This is a genomic window from Plectonema cf. radiosum LEGE 06105 (genome assembly GCF_015207665.1).
Taxonomy (GTDB): domain Bacteria; phylum Cyanobacteriota; class Cyanobacteriia; order Cyanobacteriales; family Nostocaceae; genus Rivularia; species Rivularia radiosa_A.
The window spans coordinates 46381-58838 of record NZ_JADEWL010000014.1; the positions used below are offsets into that span (position 1 = coordinate 46381).

General features: G+C 37.1%; 9 protein-coding genes. 4 read left to right on the forward strand and 5 right to left on the reverse strand.

Annotation, left to right across the window (positions count from 1 at the left end):
* Window positions 1-50: 50 nt before the first annotated feature.
* Window positions 51-530 carry a glycine-rich domain-containing protein gene (locus IQ247_RS06870; RefSeq protein ID WP_193918378.1) on the reverse strand — a complete coding sequence of 160 codons (480 nt, stop codon included), beginning with the start codon at window positions 528-530 and terminating at the stop codon, window positions 51-53.
* A 698-nt stretch (window positions 531-1228) separates the two neighbouring features.
* Between IQ247_RS06870 and IQ247_RS06875 the strand changes: the two genes are divergently transcribed.
* The 3 genes from IQ247_RS06875 (at window position 1229) to IQ247_RS06885 (ending at window position 5096) form a co-directional block, all read left to right on the forward strand.
* Entirely contained in the window at window positions 1229-2956 is a 1728-nt protein-coding gene (locus IQ247_RS06875) for a VWA domain-containing protein (protein ID WP_193918380.1), read from the forward strand.
* Window positions 2957-3164: 208 nt separating this feature from the next.
* Window positions 3165-3890: a hypothetical protein gene (locus IQ247_RS06880; protein ID WP_193918383.1), complete on the forward strand. Its 726-nt coding sequence runs from the start codon at window positions 3165-3167 to the stop codon at window positions 3888-3890.
* Between the two features lie 87 nt (window positions 3891-3977).
* Window positions 3978-5096, forward strand: a complete 1119-nt coding sequence (locus IQ247_RS06885) for a substrate-binding domain-containing protein (protein WP_193918386.1) — start codon at window positions 3978-3980, stop codon at window positions 5094-5096.
* 351 nt (window positions 5097-5447) lie between these two features.
* Here IQ247_RS06885 and IQ247_RS06890 read toward each other — a convergent pair whose 3' ends face one another.
* Entirely contained in the window at window positions 5448-6824 is a 1377-nt protein-coding gene (locus tag IQ247_RS06890) for a cytochrome P450 (protein ID WP_193918388.1), read from the reverse strand.
* Between the two features lie 599 nt (window positions 6825-7423).
* Here IQ247_RS06890 and IQ247_RS06895 point away from each other — a divergent pair.
* Window positions 7424-9412: a hypothetical protein gene (locus tag IQ247_RS06895; RefSeq protein ID WP_193918391.1), complete on the forward strand. Its 1989-nt coding sequence runs from the start codon at window positions 7424-7426 to the stop codon at window positions 9410-9412.
* 305 nt (window positions 9413-9717) lie between these two features.
* On the opposite strand, the gene rpsD is transcribed toward IQ247_RS06895, so the two are convergent.
* The 3 genes from rpsD to IQ247_RS06910 all read right to left on the reverse strand — a co-directional run bounded on the left by rpsD (window position 9718) and on the right by IQ247_RS06910 (window position 12407).
* On the reverse strand, window positions 9718-10326 hold the full coding sequence (rpsD, locus tag IQ247_RS06900) for a 30S ribosomal protein S4 (protein WP_193918394.1): 609 nt from the start codon (window positions 10324-10326) through the stop codon (window positions 9718-9720).
* A gap of 450 nt (window positions 10327-10776) precedes the next feature.
* Window positions 10777-11637, reverse strand: coding sequence for a manganese catalase (locus IQ247_RS06905; protein ID WP_193918395.1), 861 nt, complete (start codon window positions 11635-11637; stop codon window positions 10777-10779).
* Between the two features lie 449 nt (window positions 11638-12086).
* Complete coding sequence (locus IQ247_RS06910) at window positions 12087-12407, reverse strand: ArsR/SmtB family transcription factor (RefSeq protein ID WP_193918398.1); 321 nt, start codon at window positions 12405-12407, stop codon at window positions 12087-12089.
* Between the last annotated feature and the right edge of the window lie 51 nt (window positions 12408-12458).

Genomic DNA, 12458 nt, shown 5'->3' on the forward strand with positions numbered 1-12458 from the left:
GGATTGGAAGGGATTTCACGGATTTCACGAATTTAATTACCAATTACCCATTACCAATTACCAATTGGAATAATCGGTAAATCAGCACAAGCCGCAGGATTTGTATTAAGAGGTAAATCAGCACAAGCCGCAACATGAATTGATGTGTTTTCCAAAACTCCTACTCCGAATATATTTTCAAACAAAGCTTTAGTAGTGTTAAAAGCTTGTTTATGAATTTGATGTATTTCTTGATTTATTTCGTTATCAACCGCAGAACAATGATTTAAAAGATAACCAAATAAATAATCACAATCTTGAATATACTTGAGTAAATTAACTTCCATATGAGCGTGCCAAACTGCATCAATTTCTTGAGTAGGAACTAATCCCGCAGCCGGATAAATTGACTTGAGATACAAAAACAATTTGTAGTGATTAATTACTGCTTGTGTTTTTTCGGCAGTCCATTCATACTCAAACATCAGCTTATTTTGAATTGCCTGTAAATCCAAGTTATTCACCTTATCAAAAAAAGTGATAATTCTCATTGATTTAATCACTCCAATAAAAGTATGAGAAAAGATGATTTAGACTTAATAATCTCTCCTATTGATTTATCAGGATACTTCCAGCTTTTTACGAAAAACTTAACTATTATTTTTACTTTTATAGCGAAAAAATATTTATAATATTTATACAAAGAAAACATCTAGGAACCCTGTTTGATTTTTAAATAAGTTTTAAAGCTTAGGAAACTCTTGACAGGGAACAGTTAAGTGTACAGCCTTCATTTCAATTTTCAATTAGGATTCCGATCATTTTTAGGTATTCTTTCCTATTAATTTATTCAAGTCTCTCAACTAAAGCCATTCTTTTTGAGGCGATTCGGCTGCTTGTTTCTAGGACTAAATTTCTCAGCACAAAAATTAAACTTTTGTTAAAAAGAGACTAAATTTATTAAATAGCTAAGAACAACCCTTTTATTTAACAGAGTTTTTTCATAAATTTGCAGTGACAGACTGATTAAGTAGTATACAAACTACTACAACATCTGACTTTATCTTTTTCCTGGGTCTTGGAGCAATCGAAAGAACGTTGTTAATAACAATAAGTTGAATAATTCATCTTACAGATTATATTTCTTCTATCAACCTTGTTATTTTTTTGAGATTCTGAGGGAAATCTATTACTAAACGCTTTCTTTTTCAACGAATCGCTAAGTAAATTCACTACCACGATTAATTTTATGAATAATAAAATATTGAAAAATTGCTGGAATCTTTCTATTTGCATTTCCGCTTTAGGTGCTTTATTTCTTAGTGCTTGTACGAATGGAGTCGATTCCGAGCAAGCAAAATCCTATGAAGGGTTTGAAGTCAAATTTTTAGTTGGAAGCGCTTTAAAAGAATTCTGCGAGCAATCCGCTGAGCAATTTAACGCTACAAAACCCAAACTAGATAACGGTAAAGCTTTCTATCTGAACTGTGAAGCTAAAGGTAGCGGGGATGTAGTAACACAAGTAACTTCCCTAGCTCAGCAACTTAAAGCGGGAACTCTCCAAGCGGATGATGCGAAATTTCCCACATTAATTTCCGTAGATGGAGAAATTTACCATTCTCAACTACTTTATCAATTTAATCAAATCTTCCCCGGACAAAATTATATTCCTGAAATTACCGATGCACCATTAATTGCAAATAGTCCGATGGTATTTATGGCACCTGCCGACGTTGCCGTAGGATTACGTAAGCAAGAAGATTTATATAAAATATTGATAACAGCAAAAAACCATAAAGAAATTGATTCTACTAGTCCGCAATTACCGATTAACTACGTTCATACAGCACCTACTCGCTCCAACTCCGGATTGCAAACACTGATAGCACAATTTGCCAGCGTATCAGGGAAAAGACCGGAAGAATTGACAACAGCAGAGGTGCAACAATACCAAACTCAAATTCAGAGTATTCAAAGTAAAGTCACCCGTTACGGAGTCTCTACCAATGCTTTGGCTACCGACATGGTGAAAAACGGTCCATTTTGGGCTTCCATCGGTTCGGTGTATGAATCATCAGTAATTCAAGCCAACTCAAACTTACAACCCGGTCAAACTCGTTACGAAGCAATTTATCCCAAAGCGACATTTACATCAAATATGCGGGCAATTTTACCTAGTGCAACTTGGGTAAATGCAGATGAAAAAGCCGCTGCTGAAAAAATTATTGAATATTTAAAGACTCCTCAAATTCAAAAAATTGCCACAGAATTAGGTTTAAGACCAGGTGTACCCGGAGTAGAATTAGGTGGGAAATTTACCCCAGAATTTGGTGTTCAAGCAGATGTCAAATATGATTCCCTGCGTCCTCCGCAACCAGAAGTAGTTGCAGCGATGCTCAAATCTTGGCAAGAGTTTGCGAAGAAGCCTTCACAAGTCGTTGTAGTTGTAGATTCTTCCGGTTCTATGTCAGGTAACAAATTACCCGCAGTACAAAATACTTTACGTAATTATATACAAAGCTTGGGACCGAAAGAAGAAATAGCACTAATTGACTTTGATGATCAAATAGGCAACCCAATCAAAGTTAATGGTACTCCAGAAGGACAAGCCAAAGGAATGGAATTTATCGGTAACTTAAGGGCTGATGGTGGAACCCGATTATTTGATTCAGCATTAGAAGCACGTAACTGGTTACAGCAAAATCTTCGTAAAGATGCAATTAACGCTGTAGTTATACTCACAGATGGCGATGATTCTGGTTCCAATATTAATCTGGAAAAACTACGTCAAGAATTGGAAAAAAGTAATTTTAACAGCGATAAACGTATAGCCTTTTTCACAGTAGGTTACGGAAAGGAAGGAGAATTCAACCCTGAAGTACTTAAACAAATAGCCGAACTCAATGGAGGTTATTATCGCAAAGGAGATCCTGAAAGTATTTCTACATTAATGGCAGATTTACAAGTTGAATTTTAAAAAAAAGTTAGTGGTTAGTTGTTAGTGGTTAGTGGTTAGTTGTTAGTTGTTAATTGCTACTTGGTTAAAAGTCTATATGTGTAACAACTCCTAACTCCTAACTCCTCACTCCTAACTCCTAACTCCTAACTCCTAACTCCTAACTCCTAACTCCTAACTCCTAACTCCTAACTCCTAACTCCTAACTCCTAACTCCTAACTATTAATTATGAAACTAGCAAACCCTCTTTATTATCCGATTGCAGTATTAGCTGGTGGTGTTGTTCTTGTCGCTGGTGTTCGCTTGGTTGGATTACCTAATTTTATTATTTTACCAGCATCCGTAGTAGTAGCTACAGGTGGTGCTGCTGCGATGAAATCGAGAGAACCTGATGCTCAGAAAATTGCTGAGCAGCAAATACAAAAAGAATTACAACTACTGCAAACCTCCGCTAAAAATTTAGCAGAAAAAGCCGAAACATTACGTCAAGAAGCTAATCAATTATTAAGTCGCGGGACTTTTGAAATGAACTTATTAGTAGCCGTACAAGAAGCTTGTCAAAGAGCAATTGAACTACCAATAAAAATTGAAGAATTAGGTAGAAGAATTCATGGAGCTAATTCTTTATTATCAGTCAATGACTTACAACAACAATTACAAGAAGTCGAAAATAAACGTTCCTCATCTTCAGGTATTGCACGTCAACATTTAGACCAACTTGCCAACAGTTTACAACGCAATATTCAGCTAGCAAAAGAAGGACAAAACGCCCGTACCGCACAAATTACGAGCCTTTATACTTTAATTCAAAATTCCGCTGGGATATTGCAACAAATCCAAAATAAATTGCGTACCGCTGATTTAACAGATTATCAGCAAATTAGTGAACTACAAGCATCCACCGATGAACTTACTAGTTTACAAGATAACTTTGCTTTTCTGGTTCGGAAGTAAAAACAGAACAATATGCTCCCACTAAATAGTATATCTGAATCAAAAATCTTTTCTCAGCGTACTCTGCGTCTCTGCGGTTATTAAAAAATGAAAAAAACTCACTCCAAACCCACAAATCCCGTCTTGACTTCTGCTGGTATTATCATCGCAGCATTAGGTTTAGCTTACATTCCCATTCCTGGATTGCAGCGAACCGTTATCATCGTTAGCGGCACAGAATTACAAGCACCACTAGAACAACTAGAAGCTAAATTTGAACAAGAAAACCCCGATATAAAAATAGAACTTAAATTCCAAGGTTCTCAAGATGCCGTTAGTAAATTTATCGACCAAAAAAACGACTTTAACCCCACAGTTTTAATCCCAGCTTCCGGGGAATTAATTGATGAATTAAGTCAGCGTTATCAAGCACAAAATAATAGTGAACCCTTTTATAATCAACCCCAACCTATTGCTAAAACCTTACTTGTGGCAATCGCTTGGTCGGAAAGAGGTAACGCTCTTTTTCCCAACAATTCCTTTTCTTGGCAGCGAGTAGAACAAGCAATGCAAACAAATAATTGGGAAGCCGTGGGAGGTCAAAAAAATTGGGGTAGCTTCGATTTTTTACTTACAGATCCGACTCGTTCTAATAGCGGTCAAGCAACCTTAAGTTTGTGGGCAATGTCAAAACTGAATACTAACAATATCAATAATATTGATTACAATAATCCTGCTATTTCATCGTTATTTAGTACAATTAAAAAATCAGTTTATCAACCACCACGTTCTACCGACATTCTTCTGCAAGAGTTTATTGCTCGCGGTCCCAATGACGCTGATGTCGCAACAGTATACGAAAGTATTGCTCTTTCTCGCTGGCAGCAATCCGGTAAAAATCAAGGTAAACCCTATCAAATTTACTACTTAAATCCCACAGTAGAAACAGTCGCAACCGCTGCAATCGTTCGTCAAAATGTTGATAGTGGAACCGCAAATGCAGCGAAAAAATTTGTTGATTTCCTAACTCAACCAGAGCAACAAAAAGTATTCGTACAGTACGGTTTTCGACCTACAGATAATAACATTAATTTGCAATCAGTTCCTAATAGTCCTTGGAGTCAGAACATTCCCGGAGCAGAAGTAAATCCATCCGCAAAAACATTACCAGCACCAAATCAAAAAGAAATTGGAGAAATTAAGCGGTTATGGCAAAGAGTCAATTAATTTTGGATTTTAGATTTTAGATTTTAGATTTTGGATTTATTTCTAAGGTGCGTTATTGCAGAGGGGGTAACGCCTCATAAAGGGAGTAGGGAGCAGGGAGTAGGCAATAATAACTAATTATTCGCACTTGATATAACTCCTAACTCTACCCCTGTTAAGGTGTACTAATCTAGTACTAGTCGAAACCCCTATTTTTACGTTAAAGCCCTAATTTTTAAACCCAAAATTTGAGCGTAAAAATTATTTTAGCTTTCAATTTTTAATGGGTGCGAAGCCCAAACCCTGATTAATACGTGGGAAAAAACTTCACCTTAACAGGGGTACTCCTAACTCCTAACCCTTAACTTATAACTACACTCCAACGGCAGTTTTCACAACCTTCTTTACAGGTGTGGCAATCATCTTCATTCCTGCGGGTGTCGCTAAAGTCAAACCACGACGTACAGGTTTAACGGGACGTTTATCAATTCTTGATAATTCATATTGCGATAAAATTGTTGCTAATACCAGCTTCATTTCATACATTGCAAATGCTGAACCGATACAGCGACGATTTCCACCACCAAAGGGGAAAAATTCATAGGGGCTAAATTGTCTTTCTATAAATCTCTCTGGTTTAAACTGCTTGGATTCCGGGTAAACTTCTTCCCGATGGTGTGCTAAATAAATAGCGGGAATTATCCAGGTATGTTTCGGTAATTTATAACCGCCTATTTCAATCGGATTTACTACAATTCTCGGAAAAGCATTCATAGCAATGGGATAGATACGGAGAGTTTCTTGACAAACTGCTGTTAAATAAGGCAACTTCGCAACTAAACTTGGTTCCGGATTTTCACTTAAATTATTTAATTCTTTTAGTAATTTTTCTCGTACTTCGGGCAAATAATCAACCCAGTAAAAAGCCCAGGTTAATGCAGAAGCAGTTGTTTCATGTCCCGCAAATAGCAGCGTCATCAATTCATCGCGTAATTCTTCATTTGACATCGCTCCACCATCTTCATAACGTGCAGACATCATCAAACTCAAGATATCTTCGCGATTTTTATCCGATTCGGCACGACGTTCTTCAATCAAATCATAAATTAAATCATCAATTGAGGAGCGTAAATACAAAACTCTACCCCAAGGACTCCAACTACCCCAATCCTTTTGTAAGAAGCTAAAAAACAAACTAGCTGATAACAAAGGGGAACTAATAAAATCTAGTAGCAAAGAAATTCGTAGACGAAGTTCATCCAAGCGGTTTCCTTCATCCAAACCAAATACAGCTCGTAAAATTACGCTCAAAGTAATTTCCTGCATCGATTCTCGGATATTGAACGGTTTACCACTCCCCCATTTATCGCTTACCCGCTCAGCGATTTCCCAGATAGTCATACCATAAGTTCGCATTCTATCTCCGTGAAAAGGAGGAGTCAATAACTTACGCTGACGTTGATGGCGATCGCCATTTAGTAGAATCAAAGAATTATCCCCAACCAGAAATTTTAATATCGAGTTTCCACCAGTTTTTAAAAAATTAGTATCCGCTGTAAAAATCTGTTCTAGTGCTTCGGGTTGACTGAAATAAACCGTATTATTACCATCTTTAGTGGGAAGACTAAAACTATCACCGTAAGCTTGAGCAAAATCCTCCAGGTATTCCAAAGGTTGGAATACAAACTTCATCCGTCTAAGAAATATCGGCATTTTCCCGCTGGGAGGCAGATTGTAACTCGATGTCATATTTATTTGCGATTTTTGACAGGTTAATTTATATTGTGACGAAAAAAATCTCAACTTGACTGGAAAAGGAGTATGGAGGAGTTAGTAGATAGTGGTTAGTGGTTAGTAGATAGTGGTTAATTATTCTCAAACATCAACTAACAACTGTCAACTAACTTCTTCACATGATTTTAGAAATTAAAAAATAAAACTTAAAAAAATGCATATCAAGCAAATAACTGCATTTTATTTTTAACTCATTAATATTACTGATATTAGATAAAGATTTGACAAAATTATCTGATTTGATGAGCGAAATTAAGTATTTATTTGTATTTTTAATTACTTGTAAAATATGAAATAAATATTACTAGATTAACTGAAACCCGACAAAAAAGGTCTATTAAAATATCAAACATAGTCGCAAATAGCAAGAAAAAAACGGTTATTTTGAGGATAATGTGGCAACTTTTTAAACTGTACTAAGGGCTAACAAATCAGTGCAGATTCACTGTACGGTAATCGTATATACCCCTAGTGACAAAGTAAAAAAATTAAAAAGAGGGAGTTAGTTATTCAGAGTTATCTACTGATAAAAGTTCATTTAAATGGAGTGAAAAATGGATACTAAAATCAACCAGTTAGATAATAGTAATCTTCACCAAAATTCCATCTCGTCGGTACCGAACAACCCTCTACCTCAGTCTCCTACAAATAATAATTTAGATATTTCCGCTGCTACCTATTTGGGTGGAAAAGAGGATGATTTTACCAATGCGGTAGATATTTCCCTTGATGGTAATTTTGTAATTGTGGGAGGTTCCTTAAAAAACTCGAACCTAGGAGGGAAAGAGACTAAGCTCCTTGGTGGTGGAGACGGAAGCATTATCCGTTACGACTCTCGAACTAATCAAGCCGTTACTACAACTCTTTTACCAGGAAAAGTACTAGATTTAGAAGTCTCCAAAAATGGAGAGATTGCTGTCGCTTATCAGGGTGGAATAGCTGTACTAAATGCTGATGCGACAAAGGTAAAATGGAGCAAATCTCTGAGTAATGTTTCTCGGATAGCGATTTCCGATGGTGGTAAAGTCGGTGTTGTTAGAGATATCCAAGGTGCAGACAGAGCTTATCTATTCGACGGTAAAGGACAGCAACTCAAAGAATGGAGTACCAACAGCAGCAAACGCCAGTTTAATGATATAGCTGTTACCGACCAAAATGGAGGTATGGTAATTGCAACGGGGTTCGAGCAAAAAACCAAGATTTTACAAGTTGCATTTACTCAAGCATGGTCATACAACGGAGCAAATCTCTGGAAAAACTATGACTTTGACAATAAAGACATTTACAAAGAAAAATTGATGGCTGATACACGAGGACAGCGTGTAGCTATCGGACGTGATGGACAGCTATATTCTTCATATTACGTCAATGGTGGTACTGGTTTTTCTATTTTCTATCGCGATCCTTTGGATTTATCAGAAAAACTGACCAAGGATAGAAAAATCGAAACAGATAAATATAACAGTCCTACCAACGTCAGTTCAGTAAAAATGACTTGGTACGGTCGTTACGACCTCAAAACTGGTGATTTAGTTAAAGGTCAATCTTTATTAAGTCGTCTGAACAGTGGTAAAGGTAATTCAGTCGATGTAAATTCAATTACAGCCACAGAAGATGGTACCGTAATTCTGGCTGGAGGTGCAGGAGCTAGGATTGCCAATCGAGACCAACAGACTATTGAAGGAAAACCAGTAAGTGATTATGCTGGTTTTGAGGGATATATTGCCATCATTAGTCCAGATTTGCAAAAAAGACTTTCATGGACACCAATTACAGATAGTGATGGAGCTGTAGCCGCATTTCGTAATGGTAAAACAGCAGTTGTGACAACTACTGACTTTAAAGGAGGTCAAATTACTCACAACGCTATCCAAGATAAAGCAGGTGGTAAAAATGACTGGTATCTGGTGGTAATTGGTGGAAATGATGCACCTCCGAAGACAACATCACCTACCCCACAAAATAGTCCCTTAACCCCTCCAGAAAATCAAATTCCCCTATTTGGAGATGATACTAATAATGGGACTGTTGATACATCTTCAGACTTAGAGAATACTCCCGATTCCCTTAATATTTCCATCAATGGAATAACTCAAAGTGAAAAAGTTTTATCCTACGGTGGTGCAAGTCAAAACCCAAACTTAATTGCAACTATTAGCAACAAGAATGAATTGCAGTTAGAAAAAAACGGTTGGAGACGCTTGGATATTACCGGGTATGAAATCACTGAGAATACTTTACTCAAATTTGAATTTGCGGGTAATGGCAAAGCTGAAATTCAGGGTATCGGCTTCGATAATGATAATCGGATTAAATCCAAACCAGATAGTGGAAATTTCTTCCAAATTGATGGCAGCCAAAGCTGGGGTATCGAAGATTTAGACGACTATATTGTTGGTTCCGACAACGGATTCACACAGTATTCCATTGCTGTAGGGGATTTCTTTACTGGTCAATTTGACTTCTTAACTATCGCTAACGACCATGATGTAGCAACTCCAACAGCAGTTGGACAATTCAAAAATATTGAACTTATTGGTTAACTGATCGGAATATACCCAAACTAAAAACCGGGTTTCTAAAGTAAAAATCAAGTTTTTGAAACTTAAATTTTGCAAGAAACCCGGTTTTTTTGGTGTTTTTAAGAATTGACAAAGGTTTAGAGAACAATTCAAATTACTAACTCCTAACTCCTAACTCCTAACTCCTAACTTTTAACTCCTAACTCCTAACTCCTAACTCCTAACTCCTAACTCCTAACTCCTAACTCCTAACTTTGAAACTTTCAGATTTTGGATTAGATTCTAAGATGCAAAATCTAAAATCTAAAATCCAAAATCTAAAATTGTTAAGCTTTTCGTGAGTAGTATTCAACTACTAACAGTTCATTAACGCTCAAAGCAATCCATTCCCGTTCGCAAACACCATTAACTTTTCCAACCATTGTGTTTTTATCAAACTCTAAATGGCTGGGAAGGTTTGCTAAACCAGGATATTGCAAATTGGTTTCCACCAACTGGCGAGAATTGTCTTTATTTCTAACGCTAATTACTTCTCCAGGACGACACTGGTAGCTAGCAATATTTACTTCACGACCGTTCACGGTAACGTGTCCATGATTCACCAATTGACGCGCTGCGGGGATGGTAGGAGCCATTCCCAAACGGAAAACAGTGTTATCCAAACGCATTTCAAGCAACTGTAATAAAACTTGTCCGGTAGAACCAGTTACTCGTCTTGCTTTGCGGACGTAACGTACCAATTGTTTTTCAGTTAAACCGTAATTGAACTTAAGTTTTTGCTTTTCTTCCAATCGAATAGCATACTCAGAGCGCTTTTTACGGTTTTGACCGTGCTGTCCAGGGGGATAAGCACGTCTAGCGCTTTTACGAGTTAATCCTGGTAATTCACCAAGACGACGTGTAATTCTTAATCGAGGTCCTCTGTATCGGGACATTATCGCTTCCTTAATCTAATCCTTTTAATTTTACTCACAGACATATCATTATAGAGGTGGAACGAAGAATAGGGAATGGGGGATGAGGCGCACAAGGGAGATTGCTAATCAGAGGACAACTTCAGAAAAACGTAATTTAGCAAATCATTGCTGCAATAATAGTACTAAAGACAAAAATCATATCTAAATGCGTGACGCTAATATTTGCGATCGCACTTAGAGTTTACCATTTGTAAATCAAAATTAAATTAAAATTAAATAATAAATAAATTAAATAATAAATAAAAAATCAAATATTTTGATGCAACCAAGAACCGTGATTTGAGTCTAAACCCCCAATCCTTAAAAAAAACTGAAGGTGAGTAAGGTTTAAAACCTCTCCCCTCCCTGCTTAAAGAGATTTAGAGAGAGGTTAAAAATGTGTTGCGTTCAACTGAGAACCGCTATAATTTACCTACTTTTAGGGGTACCATGCAGTCTTGGGTCGGGTTGAGGTGCTTCAGCTACTGGTCCTTGGGGTTGAGGATTTTCAATATACTTGAACTCCCCTTTACCATCCATTGATGAACCTTTAGCCCAGCGACCTTCTGCACTTTCGTTCCCTTCCGATAAGTTCCAGAATTCGTAGGAAGCTTCCTGCTTTTCCAACTCTTGGGGGAAAGAACTGGGAATAGGAAAGCTTTCTAATCCAGAGTCTTTTAAATCCTCTATTGCAGCCAGCCACTGGTTTTGATGCATGGTGTCGCGGGCTATCATGTAGCTAAGGGTATCTTTAACACCGGGGTCGTTGGACATTTCATACAACCGCACGGCTTGTAAGCGTCCTTGTGACTCGGCTTGAACGTTAGACATGAAGTCTGCCATTAAGTTGCCACTGGCAATGATGAAGCGACCGTTCCATGGATAGCCCACGCTGTCAGATGGCATTGCACCCAAACCTGATACAATAGCGTGCTGTGGGTTCATGGCGTTAGCCATAATTACATCTTCGGCTTTGCTTCCACCCATCACTGCACCGACAATCGGGTCTTTGACAGCCTCTTGCTGGGCTTCTAAAGGAGCCTTATCAAGGAGATGAGCAATTAGATTTGCAACCATCTCAATATGTCCAATTTCTTCGGTACCGATATCTAGCAGCATATCTTTATATTTTACCGGACCTCGGCAATTCCAACCTTGAAACAGATACTGCATCATTACAGTCATTTCTCCGAAAGGACCGCCAATTAGTTCTTGGAGTTTTTTGGCATATACTGCATCAGGATGCTCCGGTGGGGTAAAATACTGGAGGCGTTTTTTATGATAAAACATTTGTGTTTTTAAAAATCTACAAACGCAATTTAAGCTGATAACTACAAATCGCAAAGAGCGAAATTATTTCAAGCATTATTTCTGAATTACATTATCTTGGCATTTGTTTATACCTTTAGTATTAAGGGAAAAAACTTGCTTTTGATTCCCATAACCTTGAATAGTAATTCAAATATTTAATAGCTTTTTGTTTTCGCTTGTATTTCTATTAAAGTGTTCAAAAAGCTTCCGTTCATCACTCGTAGGTAAGAGAAGTTTTAATATAAAAAATGTGCTTTTTTATATATGATTTATATATTTAGTAAGAGGCAAATACTGGAAATGTTGGTGCCTAACGAAACTAGAAGTTTACCAATGTTTAATCTAGAAAAGCACTGCATTCGGCTTCATAGCTGTATTTCCAGCTAAATTGTCAAAAAATTATCTCAACGAGAATATTATAGTTATCGCTAGTCTTCGCAAGAAGGTGCAAAGATTATTACACTACATTCGCTGTATTCTGCTAAATATTGCTGTAGTAATCCAAATTGAGGTTGATTAAGGCTGTAATAAATCCAACGTCCTTCTTGACGAGCGCAAACTAAATTCGCGTCTTTAAGGGTTTTGAGATGAAAAGACAGCTTTGATTGGCTGACGTTTAAAATATCGCACAAATCACAAACACAGATTTCACGATTTCGCAACAATTGCAATACTTTTATCCGCAATGGTTCGGATAAAGCTTGAAAACCGAAAATAATTATATCTGGAACGGTAACAGGAGATTGCATCAATTTATCAATTTAGTTTATGAGTAAGTTTATAATCAACCATATTATTTA